General features: G+C 72.4%; 8 protein-coding genes. 7 read left to right on the forward strand and 1 reads right to left on the reverse strand.

Annotated features, from left to right (window positions below; all coding sequences use genetic code 11):
- Positions 1-127: 127 nt before the first annotated feature.
- Positions 128-1,081, forward strand: coding sequence for an IS481 family transposase (locus ACI1MP_RS14300; protein ID WP_404868802.1), 954 nt, complete (start codon positions 128-130; stop codon positions 1,079-1,081).
- Positions 1,082-1,261: 180 nt separating this feature from the next.
- On the opposite strand, the gene glgP is transcribed toward ACI1MP_RS14300, so the two are convergent.
- The gene (gene glgP, locus ACI1MP_RS14305; RefSeq protein ID WP_380333972.1) at positions 1,262-3,937 is read right to left on the reverse strand and encodes an alpha-glucan family phosphorylase; all 2,676 of its coding nucleotides are present in this window, start codon (positions 3,935-3,937) and stop codon (positions 1,262-1,264) included.
- Between the two features lie 971 nt (positions 3,938-4,908).
- Between glgP and ACI1MP_RS14310 the strand changes: the two genes are divergently transcribed.
- The 6 genes from ACI1MP_RS14310 (at position 4,909) to ACI1MP_RS14335 (ending at position 16,337) form a co-directional block, all read left to right on the forward strand.
- Positions 4,909-6,864: an alpha-1,4-glucan--maltose-1-phosphate maltosyltransferase gene (locus ACI1MP_RS14310; RefSeq protein ID WP_380334215.1), complete on the forward strand. Its 1,956-nt coding sequence runs from the start codon at positions 4,909-4,911 to the stop codon at positions 6,862-6,864.
- Positions 6,861-8,579 carry a maltose alpha-D-glucosyltransferase gene (gene treS / locus ACI1MP_RS14315; RefSeq protein ID WP_404868803.1) on the forward strand — a complete coding sequence of 573 codons (1,719 nt, stop codon included), beginning with the start codon at positions 6,861-6,863 and terminating at the stop codon, positions 8,577-8,579. Before ACI1MP_RS14310 ends, treS begins: the two co-directional genes overlap by 4 nt.
- Positions 8,580-8,859: 280 nt before the next feature.
- On the forward strand, positions 8,860-10,347 hold the full coding sequence (locus ACI1MP_RS14320) for a maltokinase N-terminal cap-like domain-containing protein (protein WP_232734112.1): 1,488 nt from the start codon (positions 8,860-8,862) through the stop codon (positions 10,345-10,347).
- An 85-nt stretch (positions 10,348-10,432) separates the two neighbouring features.
- Complete coding sequence (gene glgB / locus ACI1MP_RS14325; protein WP_404868804.1) at positions 10,433-12,859, forward strand: 1,4-alpha-glucan branching protein GlgB; 2,427 nt, start codon at positions 10,433-10,435, stop codon at positions 12,857-12,859.
- Between the two features lie 146 nt (positions 12,860-13,005).
- Positions 13,006-15,135 (forward strand): phosphate acetyltransferase, encoded by a 2,130-nt coding sequence (gene pta, locus ACI1MP_RS14330; RefSeq protein WP_380333968.1) that lies wholly within the window; start codon positions 13,006-13,008, stop codon positions 15,133-15,135.
- Positions 15,132-16,337, forward strand: a complete 1,206-nt coding sequence (locus ACI1MP_RS14335; RefSeq protein WP_100587969.1) for an acetate kinase — start codon at positions 15,132-15,134, stop codon at positions 16,335-16,337. The genes pta and ACI1MP_RS14335 overlap by 4 nt, the downstream gene beginning before the upstream one ends.
- Positions 16,338-16,426 lie beyond the last annotated feature (89 nt).

A 16,426-nucleotide genomic window follows, 5' to 3' on the forward strand; every position in this document is an offset into this window, starting at 1 on the left:
GGCCCGCTAGGTGTACTGACCATGGAGGTTGGTGACAGGGTTCACGGTCGGGTGGTCTTGAAACGAGTGAGGGCCTTCTGGCCTGGTGTGGATTGCGACATCTGCACCGGCGACCAGAAAGGCCCTCATGCCACACCGTAACGCACCCCTGACCGAGACCGGACGCCTGCGCCTGGCCCGCTGCGTGGTCGAGGACGGCTGGCCGCTACGACGGGCCGCCGAACGCTTCCAGGTCTCACCGACCACCGCCAAGCGCTGGGCCGACCGCTACCGCGCGCTCGGCGAGGCCGGTATGGAAGACCGCTCCTCGCGCCCGCACCGCAGCCCGCGCCGGACCCCGACCCGAACCGAACGACGGATCGTCAAAGTCCGCGTCCTGCGCCGCTGGGGACCCGCCCGCATCGCCTACCTGCTGAACCTCAACCCGGCCACCGTGCACCGCGTCCTGACCCGCTACCGGCTCGCCCGCCTCGCCCACCTCGACCGCGCCACCGGCCGGGTGATACGCCGCTACGAGCACCGCGCGCCCGGCGAGCTGGTCCACGTCGACATCAAGAAACTCGGCAACATCCCCGACGGCGGAGGACACCGCGCCATCGGCCGCGAGGCCGGCCGCAGGACCCGCTCCGGCGCCGGCTACAGCTACTTGCACAACGCCGTCGACGACCACTCCCGCCTCGCCTACAGCGAGATCCTGTCCGACGAACGCAAGGAGACCGCCACCGCGTTCTGGACCCGGGCGAACGCGTTCTTCGCCCGGGCCGGGATCACCGTCCGACGCGTGCTGACCGACAACGGCGCCTGCTACAAGTCCCACCACTGGCGCGACACGCTGACCCGGGCCGGCATCACCCACAAGCGCACCCGCCCCTACCGGCCCCAGAGCAACGGCAAGGTCGAACGCTTCAACCGCACCCTGCTCGACGAATGGGCCTACGCACGGCCCTACCGCACCGAACAAGAACGCCGAGACGCCTACCCCGCCTGGCTCCACACCTACAATCACCACCGCGGACACACCGCACTCGCAGGCAAACCACCCGCCAGCCGCGTCCCCAACCTCACAGGACAGAACAGCTAGGGCTGGGGGAGAACGCTGAGGCCATGTCTGCGGAGGGTCAACGCGGCGCGAAAAGGTCCCGTGGTTTCGGGTCCCCGTTCTCCGGCCCTCCGCAACACGACCATCCGCTGTCCTCGACCGCCCGCAGACTCGGCCTCGCCGTTCCCCGAGCCCCTGGGTCCGCACCCTCCAGCGCCTGCCTCACCTGAGCACGCCTGCCTCCAGACCCCCCAGTTCCACCGGCACCGCCAACAGCCCCAGTTCCGCGATCGAGGCGAGTCGCGGATGCGCGGGAAGCACGCGCACCGTGTACCCGAACGGGCCCGTCCGCGACAGCTCCAGGTGTCCCTCGTAGCGCAGTCGTCCGTCCAGGTCGGGGCCGCCGACGGCGGGCTTCAGCGCCAGGGTCGTCGCCTCGGAGATCCGGTCGCTCTCGTCGACCCGGCCCGCGACGACCTGTACTTCGACGTCGTCCGGGCCGAGGCGTCCGAGGGCGACCTGGACCCGGAGGGCGAGTGTCACGCCGAGTTCCTGGGCCTCGCCGACGCCGTCCGCCTCGACGTGCTCCACCCGTACGGAGGGCCAGGCGTCGCGGACGGTGGCCTTCCAGGCGGCGAGGTCCTTCGCGCCGGCGTAGTCGCCGGCCCCGCCCGTCAGCCGCCGGCGGGCCGTCGCGGCGGGGACGTAGAGCCGTTCGACGTACTCGCGGACCATCCGTCCGGCGAGCACCTTGGGCCCCAGGGTGACCAGGGTGTGCCGGACCATCGAGATCCAGCGGTGCGGCAGCCCGTCCGCGGCGCGGTCGTAGAAGCGGGCGGCGACCTGGTGTTCGATCAGGTCGTAGAGGGCGGCGGCTTCGATGTCGTCGCGCCGCTCGGCCTCCTTGCTCTCCGGGTCGAGGACGCCCTCGCCGGTGCCGCCGTCGGCGGTGGGGATGGCCCAGCCGTTCTGGCCGTCGTACCACTCGTCCCACCAGCCGTCGAGGATGGACAGGTTGAGGCAGCCGTTCAGCGCGGCCTTCATGCCGGAGGTGCCGCAGGCCTCCAGGGGGCGGAGCGGGTTGTTCAGCCAGACGTCGCAGCCGGGGTAGAGCGCCTTGGCCATCGCCATGTCGTAGTCGGGCAGGAAGACGATGCGGTGGCGCACGGCGGGGTCGTCGGCGAAGGCGACGAGTTGCTGGATGAGTCGTTTGCCGCCGTCGTCGGCGGGGTGCGCCTTGCCGGCGACGACGATCTGCACGGGCCGGTCGGGGTGCAGCAGCAGGGCCCGGAGCCGGGCGGGGTCGCGGAGCATCAGGGTGAGCCGCTTGTAGGACGGGACGCGTCGGGCGAAGCCGATGGTGAGGACGTCCGGGTCGAGGACGGCGCCGGTCCAGCCGAGTTCGGCGGCGCCGGCGCCGCGCTGCTGCCAGGAGGCGCGCAGTCGCCGGCGGGCCTCGTCGACGAGTTGGGCGCGCAGGGTGCGGCGCAGTTCCCAGACCTCGGCGTTGCCGATCCGCTCCAGGCCGGTCCACTGGCCGGCGGTGCCGACGGCCATGGCTTCCTCAGCGCGTTCCTGGCCGATCTCGGTGGCGCCGAGGCGGACCACGGCGGGGTCGATCCAGGTAGGGGCGTGCACGCCGTTGGTGATCGAGGTGATGGGGACTTCGGGCGCGTCGAAGCCGGGCCACAGGCCGCGGAACATCTCCCGGCTGACGGCGCCGTGCAGGGTGGAGACGCCGTTGGCGCGCTGGGCGAGCCGCAGGCCCATGGCGGCCATGTTGAACAGCTTGGGGTCGCCGCCGACCCAGCTCTCGGCGCCGAGCGCGAGCACCTGGTCGACCGGGACGCCCGGCAGTGCTGCGTCGCCGCCGAAGTGGCGGGCGACCAGATCGCGGTCGAAGCGGTCGATGCCGGCGGGGACGGGCGTGTGGGTGGTGAACACGGTGCCGGCCCGGACGGCCTCCAGCGCGTCGGCGAAGCCGAGGCCGGGGTGGGCGGTGGTGAGTTCGGCGATCCGTTCCAGGCCGAGGAAGCCGGCGTGGCCCTCGTTGGTGTGGAACACCTCGGGTTCGGGGTGGCCGGTGAGTCGGGCGTAGGTGCGGACGGCGCGGACGCCGCCGATGCCGAGCAGTATTTCCTGCAGCAGCCGGTGCTCGCTGCCGCCGCCGTAGAGGCGGTCGGTGACGTCGCGCTCGGCGGGGCTGTTGGCCTCGATGTCGGAGTCGAGCAGCAGCAGCGGGACGCGGCCGACCTGGGCGCGCCAGACCTGGGCGGCGAGGGTGCGGCCGCCGGGCAGGGCGAGGTCGATCCGGCAGGGGGCGCCGTCGCTCTCGCGGAGCAGGGTGACGGCGAGCGCGTCGGGGTCGAGCAGGGGGTAGCGCTCCTGCTGCCAGCCGTCCCGGCTGAGCGACTGGCGGAAGTAGCCGTGCCGGTAGAAGAGTCCGACGCCGATGATCGGGACGCCGAGGTCGGAGGCGGCCTTGAGGTGGTCCCCGGCCAGGATGCCGAGGCCGCCGGAGTACTGCGGGAGGGCGGCGGCGATGCCGTACTCGGGCGAGAAGTAGGCGATGCCGGCGGGCAGGCCGCTCTCGGGGTCGGCGGCGCTCTGGTACCAGCGCGGGCCGGTGAGGTAGTCGCGCAGGTCGTCGGCGAGGTCGCCGAGCCGGCGCAGGAACCGCCGGTCGCCGGCCAGCGCGGCCAGCCGGGCCGCGGGGACTTCGCCCAGCAGTCGGACCGGGTCCTCCCCGACGGCGGCCCAGACGTCCGGGTCGACGGAGCGGAACAGCTCTCTGGTCTCGGGGTGCCAGGACCAGCGGAGGTTCAGCGCGAGCTCGTGCAGTGGCTGCAGTTGTTCGGGCAGGACGGTGCGGACGGTGAACCTGCGGATTGCCTTCACGGCTTGAAGCGTAGCCCCGCCCATGCGCCTGACGGGGCGTCAACTTGCGGTCGCTGCACCCGTTCGGAGCAGCGTTGAGATCGTTCCGGGCGCGTGGTGGCAAATCCCGGCGCACGACAGGCGCAGGCAGGTAAAACACGCGCCGTCGGGTGTGAACTCCTGGGAACGGAGGTGTTGCGGGGGCCTGTTTCGGCGCTGCACACCGGCTGAAACCGCGTGCCTACCCGGCCGTACCTCTTGCCCGCGGTGCGAGGATGCAACAAGGTCGTGGGTGCCGCTGGTGCACGATCGGACGGTCGTCCCACCGCTGCCTCCGGCCGGTGCAGGTCCGGTTTTGACGTGCCACCACACTCCTTAGCCCATTCGGCCCCAGTAGGCGTGTCTTTGCGTGTCCTCGTTCCCCGACCGGTCGTTTTCCGGTGGGCTGGGTCACGCGGGGGCGCGCACCGGGCGACGCGCGCCGGGACACGTGCGTTCGGCGCGGCGGGTCCCGCTGCGGCGGTCGGCGGGCGAGGTGTCCGGGTCCGTCGACGCGGGGCCGGCTCGGGCCGCACGTCCTTCCTCACCCAGTAGTCCTCCCGGTACTCTCCCGGCGTCGTCCGCCGGGCAGAGCTGCCGCCGATCTCGGGCAGGAGCTTGGCATGCACGGCGACACGCGGGACCAGTCCACGGTACCGACGGACCACACCCCTGACGGACCGTCGACCGGGGAGCCCCCGGTGCCGGCCCCGCGCACCGCGGCGGCCCGCAGGCGGGCGGCCGCACCGGCCGACAAACGCGCGAGCACCCCGCGCAAGGCCGCGTCGAAACGGACCACCACCGTCAGGTCCGCCGCGGCCCCGCCCGCCGGCGCCCCCTCGGCCACCGCCGCCTCCGCACCCGCCGCACCCGCCGCACCCGCCACCGGCGGCACGTCGTCCCCGCACAAATCCCCGACCCGCCCCACCCGCACCAGAACAGAGAGCGACACCGTGATCGGCCGCATCCCCGTGCTTGACGTGACCCCGCTCGTCGACGCCGGCCGGCGTCCGGCCAAGGCCGTGGAGGGCGAACGCTTCCTGGTCTCCGCCACGGTGTTCCGCGAGGGCCACGACGCGGTGGGGGCCAATGTGGTGCTGCGCGACCCGCGCGGCCGGTCCGGACCGTGGACGCCGATGCGCGAGCTGTCCGAGGGCAGCGACCGCTGGGGCGCGTACGTGACGCCGACCGCGCCGGGCCGCTGGTCGTACCTGGTGGAGGCGTGGGGCGACCCGGTGGCGACCTGGCGCAGGCACGCGGCGGTGAAGCTGCCGGCCGGGATCGACACCGCGCTGGTACTGGAGGAGGGCGCCCTGCTGCTGGAGCGGGCGGCGGGCGGGGTGCCGAAGAAGGAGGGCCGGGCCCAGGTGCTGGCCGCGGTGGACGCGCTGCGCGACTCCGGCCTGCCGCCGCTGAGCCGCTACGCGGCGGCGCTGGTGCCGGAGGTGACGTCGCTGCTGGACCGCTTCCCGCTGCGCGAGCTGCTCTCGGCGACCCGCCCGCAGCCGCTCCAGGTGGACCGCAAACGGGCGCTGTTCGGCGCCTGGTACGAGTTCTTCCCGCGCTCGGAGGGCGCGGTGGTCGACCCGAACGGGGTGGAGCCGCCGGTCTCCGGCACCTTCCGGACGGCCGCCGAGCGGCTGCCCGCGGTGGCCGCGATGGGCTTCGACGTGGTGTACCTGCCGCCGATCCACCCGATCGGCCGGGCCCACCGCAAGGGCCCGGACAACTCGCTGGAGGCCGGTCCGCAGGACGTCGGCTCGCCGTGGGCGATCGGCTCCCCGGAGGGCGGCCACGACGCCGTCCACCCGGACCTGGGCACCCTGGAGGACTTCGACCACTTCGTCGCGGAGGCCGGCGCGCTGGGCCTGGAGGTGGCGCTGGACTTCGCGCTCCAGTGCTCGCCGGACCACCCGTGGGTGCACAAGCACCCGGAGTGGTTCAGCCACCGCGCGGACGGCACGATCGCGTACGCCGAGAACCCGCCGAAGAAGTACCAGGACATCTACCCCGTCAACTTCGACCAGGACTTCGACGGGATCGTCCGCGAGACGGTGCGGATCCTGCGGTTCTGGATGGGCCACGGGGTGCGGATCTTCCGGGTCGACAACCCGCACACCAAGCCGGTGAACTTCTGGGAGAAGGTGCTGTCCGACATCGCCCGCACCGACCCGGACGTGCTGTTCCTGGCGGAGGCGTTCACCCGTCCGGCGATGATGCACACCCTCGGCAAGATCGGCTTCCACCAGTCCTACACGTACTTCACCTGGCGCAACGACAAGGCCGAGCTGACGGAGTACCTGACCGGGCTGACCGGCGAGGCGGCCGCGTACATGCGGCCGAACTTCTTCGCCAACACCCCGGACATCCTGCCCGAGTACCTGCAGACCGGCGGCCCGGCGGCGTTCGCGGTGCGGGCGGTGCTGGCGGCGGCGCTGTCGCCGACCTTCGGGGTGTACGCCGGGTTCGAGCTGTTCGAGAACGAGCCCGCGAAGCCCGGTTCGGAGGAGTACCTGCACTCGGAGAAGTACGAGCTGCGGCCGCGCGACTGGACCAGGTCGGACTCCCTCGCACCGCTGCTGACCGCCCTGAACCGGCTGCGCCGCCGGCATCCCGCGCTGCAGCAGCTGCGGGACCTGCGCTTCCACCCCGTCGACAACGAGCGGATCATCGCGTTCTCCAAGAGCGCCGTCACCGAGGACGGCCTGGAGGACCGGGTGATCTGCGTGGTCAACCTGGACCCGCACCACGTCCAGGAGGCCACCGTCACGCTCGACGTGCCGGGGCCGCTGACGGTGCACGACGAGCTGACCGGCGCGACGTACGCCTGGGGCCGTCACAACTACGTCCGGCTCGATCCCTCTACCGGGCCGGCCCACCTCCTCACGGTTCGGAGGAACCCGCAGTGACAGTCAACGAGCCCGTCCCCGACACCTTCGCCGACACCCCCGCCCGGGACCGCGACCCCGAGTGGTTCAAACGCGCGGTCTTCTACGAGGTCCTGGTGCGTTCGTTCCAGGACAGCAACGGCGACGGCGTCGGAGACCTCAAGGGGCTCACCTCGCGGCTCGACTACCTCCAGTGGCTGGGTGTGGACTGCCTCTGGCTGCCCCCGTTCATGAACTCCCCACTGCGGGACGGCGGTTACGACGTCTCGGACTACCAGTCGGTGCTCCCGGAGTTCGGCAACCTGGCCGACTTCGTGGAGTTCGTCGACGCGGCGCACGCCCGCGGCATGCGGGTGATCATCGACTTCGTGGTGAACCACACCAGCGACCAGCACGCGTGGTTCCAGGCCTCCCGCAGCGACCCGGACGGCCCGTACGGCGACTTCTACATGTGGGCCGACGACGACAAGCAGTACCCGGACGCACGGATCATCTTCGTCGACACCGAGAGCTCCAACTGGACGTACGACCCGGTCCGCAAGCAGTACTACTGGCATCGCTTCTTCAGCCACCAGCCGGATCTGAACTACGACAATCCGCGGGTGCAGGAGGAGGTGATGGCGGCCCTGCGGTTCTGGCTGGACCTCGGCATCGACGGCTTCCGGCTGGACGCGGTGCCGTACCTGTACGCCCGCGAGGACACCAACTGCGAGAACCTGCCGGAGACCCACGACTTCCTGCGCCGGGTCCGCAAGGAGATCGACGCCAACTACCCGGACACCGTGCTGCTGGCGGAGGCCAACCAGTGGCCGGAGGACGTGGTCGACTACTTCGGCGACTTCGGCTCCGGCGGCGACGAGTGCCACATGGCGTTCCACTTCCCGGTGATGCCGCGGATCTTCATGGCGGTCCGCCGGGAGTCCCGCTACCCGGTCTCCGAGATCCTGGCGAAGACCCCGGCAATCCCCTCGGGCTGCCAGTGGGGGATCTTCCTGCGCAACCACGACGAGCTGACCCTGGAGATGGTCACCGACGAGGAGCGCGACTACATGTACGCGGAGTACGCGAAGGACCCGCGGATGCGGGCCAACGTGGGCATCCGCCGCCGGCTCTCCCCGCTGCTGGAGAACGACCGCAACCAGGTCGAGCTGTTCACCGCGCTGCTGCTCTCGCTGCCCGGCAGCCCGGTGCTGTACTACGGCGACGAGATCGGCATGGGCGACAACATCTGGCTCGGCGACCGGGACGGCGTACGCACCCCGATGCAGTGGACGCCGGACCGCAATGCGGGTTTCTCGTCCGCCGACCCGGGCAGGCTCAGTCTGCCGCCCATCATGGACCCGGTGTACGGCTTTCAGGTGACCAACGTCGAGGCGCAGCAAAGCAGTTCGAGTTCGCTGCTGCACTGGACGCGTCGCATGATCGAGATTCGCAAGCTCAACCCCGCGTTCGGCCTCGGCGGCTACACGGAGCTGCCCTCCAGCAACCCCGCGGTGCTGGCCTTCGTGCGCGAGTACGAGGGCGACCTGGTCATGTGCGTGAACAACTTCTCGCGGTTCGCGCAGCCGACCGAACTGGACCTGCGGCAGTACGGGGGGCGGTACCCGGTCGAGCTGATCGGCGGCGTGCGGTTCCCCACCATCGGCGAGTGGCCGTACCTGTTGACGCTGGCCGGCCACGGCTTCTACTGGTTCCAGCTGCGCCAGTCCCCGGCGAAGGCGTCCGGGGCGAAGTAGCGGCGGGGGCCACTGCGCCACGCTCGTTCACCGAACGATCCCCAGGCCCCGACAGGCCCCGATCGGGACACCCCTTCCGCGGGCGCGCGAGTTGTTCCGCGCGCCCCCGGAGGTCTTCGCACCACCGCGTACGGAGAACAGCCCAACGGCCATCCACACGAAGGCGTGACACCGAGCCAGCGGCTCGCGTGCCGTCGCCGCCGCGCCGTCGAAATCCGGAAGAGTGAAGGGCCCGGCCACGACCCGTCGGGCAGCCGCCCGCTTCCGGGGAAAGGGAGTCATGTCCGAAACCTCCCGTTCTCAAGCCCACCTGCACCGTGATCCGTCCGCCGCCCCCGGGCCGGTCGGCACGCGGGCGCCGGGGGCCCGGAGAACCGCCGCGGGAGTCAGCGAGCTGGTCCAGGCGGCCCTGCCGCTGATCGCCGAATGGCTTCCCACTCAGCGCTGGTACGCCGGCAAGGGCCGGCCGATCGCCGCCCTGGTCCCGGTGATCGGCACGCCGCTCCAGGTCGGCGACCCGGCGCTGCTGCACCTGCTGCTGCGGGTGGAGCACGGCGGGGCGGCCGCCGGCCCCGGCGACGTCTACCAACTGCTGCTGGGCATCCGCTCGGAGCGGCCCGCGGCGGTCGGGCAGCGGGCGGTGCTGGGCCGACTGGCGGGCGGCACCTACGACGGCGCGACGCTCTACGACGCGGTGCACGACCCGGAGCTGACGGGCCGGCTGCTGGAGCACCTGGCCACCGGCGACCGGTTCGGTTCGCTGTCGTTCCGCCGCACCCCGGGCCCGGGCCTGCCCGGCAACATCCCGGGACGGGCGTCCACCGCCGAGCAGTCCAACTCCTCGGTGATCTACGACACCGCGTTCATCCTGAAGCTGTTCCGCCGGATCAGTCCCGGGACCAACCCCGACCTGGAACTGTCGCTGGCGCTGTCCCGGGCCGGCTCGACCCGCATCCCCCGGGTCGCCGCCTGGTTCGAGTGCCGGCTGGAGCGCTCCGAGCCCGCCACCCTGGGCCTGCTGCAGCGCTACCTGCCGGACGCCGAGGACGGCTGGGAGCTGGCGCTCGACCAGGTCGCCCGGCTGAAGGGCGACCCGTCGCCGGGCAACTTCGCGATCGAGGCGCACCGGCTGGGCCGGGCCACCGCCGAGGTGCACCGGGTGCTGGCCCGCTCGATGCCCACCACCCGGCTGGACCGGCCGCGGATCGCGGAGCTGGCGGGCGCGATGGCCGACCGGCTGGACGCCGCGGTCACCGCGGTGCCCGGCCTGCTGCGCTACCGCTCCGCGCTGCGCTCCGCCTTCCAGCAGCTGACGGCCGCCCACCTGGACGGGCTGCTGGTCCAGCGCATCCACGGCGACCTGCACCTGGGCCAGGCGATGCGCACCCCGCAGGGCTGGGTGCTGCTGGACTTCGAGGGCGAGCCGGCCAAGCCGCTCGCCGAGCGCCGCCTGCCGCAGCCCGCGCTGCGGGACGTCGCCGCGATGCTCCGCTCCTTCGACTACGCGGCCGCCCACCTGCTGGCCGGCGCCCCCGCCCAGGACCCGGAACTGGCCCACCTGGCCGCCGCCTGGGCGGTCCGCAACCGGGCCGCGTACTGCGCCGGGTACACCGCGGGCGGCGGCGCCGATCCGTCCGCGTCCCCGGAGCTGATGCGCGCGCTGGAGATCGACAAGGCCGTGTACGAGGTGGTGTACGAGGCACGGCACCGGCCGAGCTGGCTGCCGATCCCGCTGGCCGCGATCAACCGGCTGGCCGACTCCGCCTGACAGTCCGCCCGGCCTCCCCGGCCGGGCGGTCCGCTCTCCCGGCAGTAACCCCGACCCGTTCGCAGGAATCCAGGAGGCCTCCGCCGTGACCCCGCTCGGTCCGCTCGACCCGTCCCTGCCGGCCGACCGCCAACCGGCTGTCCCGGCCACCTTCCGGAACGGCGAGCACGGCAGGGGGGCCGGCCGGCAGTCCCCGACGAAGCCCGCGCGGCCGGCCGGCGCGGCGCCGAAGAGCCCGGCGGCGGCCGCTCCCCGAAGGGCCGAACGCCCGGCGAAGTCCCGTCCGGCACCCGCCCGGCCCGCTCCGGGCTCGGCGCTGCGCCTGCCGGAGGCGCCGCTGCCGCCCGGCGAGGTGGAGCGCCTGGTGTCCGGCGCGCACCACGACCCGCACGCCCTGCTGGGGGCGCACGCGCTGCCGACGGGCACCGCGATCCGGGTGCTGCGCCCGTTCGCCGAGCGGGTGGTGGTGGAGACCGCGCTCGGCCCGGCCGAGCTGACGCACCAGCAGGCCGGCCTGTTCACCGGCCTGCTGACGGGCCGGCGGTTCCCCGCCTACTCGCTGAAGGTGACGTACCCGGGCGGGGAGCCGCTGGAGCAGCAGGACGGCTACCGGTTCGCCCCGACGCTCGGCGAGCTGGACCTGCACCTGATCTCGGAGGGCCGGCACGAGCAGCTGTGGCACGCGCTCGGCTCGCACGTGCGCACCGTGGACGGGGTGGCCGGCACCTCGTTCGCGGTGTGGGCGCCGAACGCCGTCGGGGTCCGGCTGGTCGGCTCGTTCAACCACTGGAACGGCACCGCGCACCCGATGCGCTCGCTGGGCTCGTCCGGCGTGTGGGAGCTGTTCGTGCCGGGCCTCGGCGAGGGCGCGCAGTACAAGTACCAGATCCTGACCCGCTCCGGCCGGACGGTGGAGAAGGCCGACCCGCTGGCCCGCGCCGCCCAGTGCCCGCCGGACACCGCCTCGGTGGTGACGGTCTCCCGCTACGAGTGGCAGGACGCCGAGTGGATGGCGGCGCGGGCGCACATCGTCCACCACCGGGCCCCGATGTCGGTCTACGAGCTGCACCTCGCCTCCTGGCGGCCGGATCTGACGTCCTACCGGCAGATCGCCGAGGTGCTGCCCGGCTACCTGACCGAACTGGGCTTCACCCACGTCGAGTTCATGCCGGTGATGGAGCACCCGTTCGGCGGTTCCTGGGGCTACCAGGTGTCCGGCTTCTACGCCCCGACGGCCCGGCTCGGCACCCCCGACGACTTCCGCCACCTGGTCGACACGCTGCACCGGCACGGCATCGGCGTGCTGGTCGACTGGGTGCCCGCGCACTTCCCGAAGGACGACTTCGCACTGGCCCGTTTCGACGGCGAGCCGCTGTACGAGCCGGCCGACCCGCAGCGCGCCGAGCACCCGGACTGGGGGACGCTGGAGTTCGACTACGGCCGCACCGAGGTGCGCAATTTCCTGGTCGCCAACGCGGTGTACTGGTGCGAGGAGTTCCACGTGGACGGCCTGCGGGTGGACGCGGTCGCCTCGATGCTCTACCTCGACTACTCCCGCGAGGGCGGCGGCTGGTCGCCCAACCGGTTCGGCGGCCGGGAGAACCTGGACGCGGCGTCCTTCCTGCAGGAGATGAACGCCACCGTCTACCGGCGCTGCCCGGGCGTGCTGACCGTCGCCGAGGAGTCCACCGCCTGGGACGGCGTCACCCGGCCCACCGACACCGGCGGCCTGGGCTTCGGCCTGAAGTGGAACATGGGCTGGATGCACGACTCGCTGGTCTACATGTCCAAGGAGCCGGTGCACCGCAGGTACCACCACAACGAGATGACCTTCTCGATGGTGTACGCGTACTCGGAGAACTACATCCTGCCGATCTCGCACGACGAGGTGGTGCACGGCAAGCAGGCGCTGGTCTCCAAGATGCCCGGCGACTGGTGGCAGCAGCGCGCCAACCACCGCGCCTACCTGGGCTTCATGTGGGCCCACCCGGGCAAGCAACTGCTGTTCATGGGGCAGGAGTTCGCCCAGGGCGCGGAGTGGGAGCACGAGAGCGGCCCGCAGTGGTGGGTGCTGGACGAGGCGTGGGAGGCGCACGCCGACCACCGGGGCGTGCAGCGGCTGGTCGGCGACCTGAACCGGGTCTACCGGGACACCCCCGCGCTGTACGAGCAGGACACCGTCCCGGCCGGGTTCCGCTGGCTGGACGGCGGCGCGGCCGACGACAACGTGTTCTCCTTCGTCCGGTTCGCCGCCGACGGCGGCCCGCTGGTGGCGGTCTGCAACTTCTCCCCCGTGGTCCGGCACGGCTTCCGGGTCGGCCTGCCCCGGCTGGAGGGCGGCGAGCAGCTGTGGGAGGAGGCGCTGAACACCGACGCCGAGCGGTACGGCGGCAGCGGGATCGCCAACTCCCTGCCGGTGAAGGCGGAGGGCGCGCAGTGGAACGGCCAGCCCCGTTCGGCGGAGCTGGTGCTGCCGCCGCTGGCCACCGTCTGGCTCCGTCCGGCCCGTTGACCGCCCGACGCGCCGTCGGTCGGACACGGAGGACTTCCGGCACCCCCGGGCGGCCCTAACGGCAGTGCCGCAGCCCGGTCCGAATGTCGTACGAAGGTATGGTCAAGATGACCGCAGCCTGAGAAAGACGGACGGAGAGTTCCACCGTGGCGAGCAGCGTGTACGTGACCGGGATCGACCGGGGGGACGGCCGACAGGTCGTGGAACTCGGGGTCATGGAACTGCTGACCCGTCAGGTGGACCGGGTCGGGGTGTTCCGGCCGCTGGTGCACACCTCGGACAGCGGACAGTCGGCCACCGACCACGTGGTGGAGCTGCTGCGCAGCCGCTACCGGCTGGACCTGCCCACCACCGAGCTGTACGGGCTGACCTACGACGAGGCGGCGGCCCTGCAGGCCGCCCGCGGCCAGGACGAGCTGGTCTCCGTCCTGGTCGACCGGTTCCACCAGCTGGAGCGGCGCTGCCAGGCGGTGCTGGTGCTCGGCACCGACTACTCGGGCACGAACATCCCGGACGAGCTGGCCTTCAACGCCCGGCTGGCGAACGAGTTCGGGGCGGCCGTCCTCCCGGTGGTCGGCGGTCGGCAGGACGACCCGCAGGCCGTGGTCGCGGAGGTCCGCAACGCCCATCGGGCCTACCGCGACCTGGGCTGCTCGATCCTGGCGATGATCGCCAACCGGGTGGCGCCGGGCGTCAAGCAGCAGGTGCAGCGGGCGCTGACCGAGAAGCTCCCGGTGCCGGTGTACGTCGTCCCGGAGGAGCCGTCGCTGGCCGCGCCGACCGTGGCGCAGCTGGTCGAGGCGACCGGCGCGACGGTGCTGCTCGGCGACGCGGCCGGGCTGTCCCGGGACGTGCGGAAGTTCGTGTTCGGCGGCGCGATGCTGCCGACCTTCCTGAACGCGCTGTCCGACGGCACCCTGGTGGTCACCCCGGGCGACCGGGCGGACCTGCTGATCGGCGCGCTGGCGGCGCACGCGGCGAGCTCCCCGCCGATCGCCGGCGTGCTGCTCACGCTCGGCCAGCACCCGGGCCCGGACGTGATGGCGCTGGCCTCCCGGCTCGCCCCGGGCACGCCGGTGGCGGAGGTCGAGGAGGGTTCCTGGCTGACCGCCACGACGCTCACCCACCTGGAGGGCCGGATCGGCCCGAACAGCCCGCGCAAGGCCGAGATCGCCCTCGGCCTGTTCGAACTGCACGTCGACACCGCCGAGTTGACCAGCCGGATCGAGCTGACCCGCTCCGAGCGGGTGACCCCGATGATGTTCGAGCACGCGCTGCTGGAACGGGCCCGCGCCGACCGCCGGCACATCGTGCTCCCCGAGGGCGCCGAGGACCGGGTGCTGCGCGCCGCCGAGGTGCTGCTGCGCCGCAACATCTGCGACCTGACCCTGCTCGGCGAGCCGGAGGCGGTGCACCGCCGGGCCGCCGCGCTCGGCATCGAGTTCCCGCAGGCCGGCGACTCCGGCACCCGGCTGCGGATCGTCGACCCGGCGGCCAGCCCGCTGCGCCAGCAGTTCGCCGAGCTGTACGCCAAGGCCCGGGCGCACAAGGGCATGACGGTCGAGCGGGCGCTCGACGTGGTCACCGACGTCTCGTACTTCGGCACCCTGATGGTGCAGGAGGGCATCGCGGACGGCATGGTCTCCGGCGCGGTGCACTCGACGGCGGCGACCATCCGCCCGGCGTTCGAGGTGATCAAGACCTCGCCGGACGCTTCGATCGTCTCCTCGGTGTTCTTCATGTGCCTGGCCGACAAGGTGCTGGTCTACGGCGACTGCGCGGTCAACCCGGACCCGGACGCCCAGCAGCTGGCCGACATCGCCGTCCAGTCCGCCGAGACCGCCGCCCAGTTCGGGGTGGAGCCGCGGGTGGCGATGCTGTCGTACTCGACCGGCACCTCGGGCTCCGGCGCGGACGTGGACAAGGTCCGCAAGGCCACCGAGCTGGTCCGCGCGCTGCGCCCGGACCTGCTGGTGGAGGGGCCGATCCAGTACGACGCGGCGGTGGATGCGCGCGTCGCGCAGACCAAGCTGCCGGGCTCGCCGGTGGCGGGCCGGGCCACCGTGCTGGTCTTCCCGGACCTGAACACCGGCAACAACACCTACAAGGCGGTGCAGCGGTCGGCCGGCGCCATCGCGGTCGGCCCGGTGCTGCAGGGCCTGAACAAGCCGGTGAACGACCTGTCCCGGGGCGCCCTGGTCGAGGACATCGTCAACACCGTGGCGATCACCGCGATCCAGTCCCAGACCCAGTCCGCCGAGGGAGGCGCGCAGTGACCACCGGTACCCGTGTCCTGGTGCTGAACGCCGGGTCGTCCTCGGTGAAGTACCAGCTGATCGACATGCTGGACGGCTCCCGGCTGGCGTCCGGCCTGGTGGAGCGGATCGGCGAGGTCGAGGGCCGGCTGCTGCACCTGCCGCTGACCGGGGAGCCGCGCGAGTCGGTGCGGCGGTTCGCCGACCACGACGGGGCGCTGCGGGCGGTCGCCGACGAGCTGGCCGCGGACCTGATGGGCCTGGACTCGCCGGAGCTGGCGGCGATCGGCCACCGGGTGGTGCACGGCGGGCTGCGCTTCACCCGGCCGACGCTGATCAACGACGCGGTGGTGGCGGAGATCCGCCGGCTGATCCCGGTGGCGCCGCTGCACAACCCGGCGAACATCACCGGCATCGAGGTGGCCCGCTCGATGCGCCCGGACCTGCCGCAGGTCGCGGTGTTCGACACCGCGTTCCACGCCACCCTGCCGGAGCACGCGGCCCGGTACGCGATCGACCGGAAGACCGCCGACGAGCACCGGGTGCGCCGCTACGGCTTCCACGGCACCTCGCACCAGTACGTCTCCCGGGCGACCGCCCGGCTGCTGGGCCGCGACCCGGCCGAGCTGAACGTGATCGTGCTGCACCTGGGCAACGGCGCGTCGGTGTCGGCGGTGGCCGGCGGGGTGTGCGTGGAGACCTCGATGGGCCTGACGCCGCTGGAGGGCCTGGTGATGGGCACCCGTTCCGGTGACGTGGACCCGGGCCTGGTGTTCCACCTGCACCGGGTGGGCGGCCTGACCGTCGATCAGATCGACGACCTGCTGAACCGCCGCAGCGGCCTGCTCGGCCTGTGCGGCGACAACGACATGCGCGAGGTGGTGCGCCGCGCCCAGGACGGCGACGAGGACGCCAAGCTGGCCTTCGACTCGTACGTGCACCGGATCCGCCGCTACCTGGGCGGCTACTACGCGGTGCTGGGCCGGGTGGACGCCGTCGCCTTCACCGCCGGTGTCGGCGAGAACTCCGCGGAGGTCCGGGCGGCGGTCTGTGCCAATCTGGAGGAGCTGGGAATTTCGGTGGATCCGGAGCTGAACGCGGTGCGTTCGCGCCACGCCCGGGTGATCTCGCCGTCCTACGGCCGGGTGACCGTCGCCGTGGTGCCCACCGACGAGGAACTGGAGATCGCCCAGCAGACGTTCGCGCTGGTCCACGAGGTGTAGGGCCGACGCGGGCTGACTACCCGTCAGTATCCCATCCCTCGGAATGTTCGTTGGCGATATCTGACGATTCGAGCCGAATGCATCGATAA

Origin of the sequence: Kitasatospora griseola, assembly GCF_044999035.1 — a bacterium.
GTDB lineage: Bacteria > Actinomycetota > Actinomycetes > Streptomycetales > Streptomycetaceae > Kitasatospora > Kitasatospora griseola.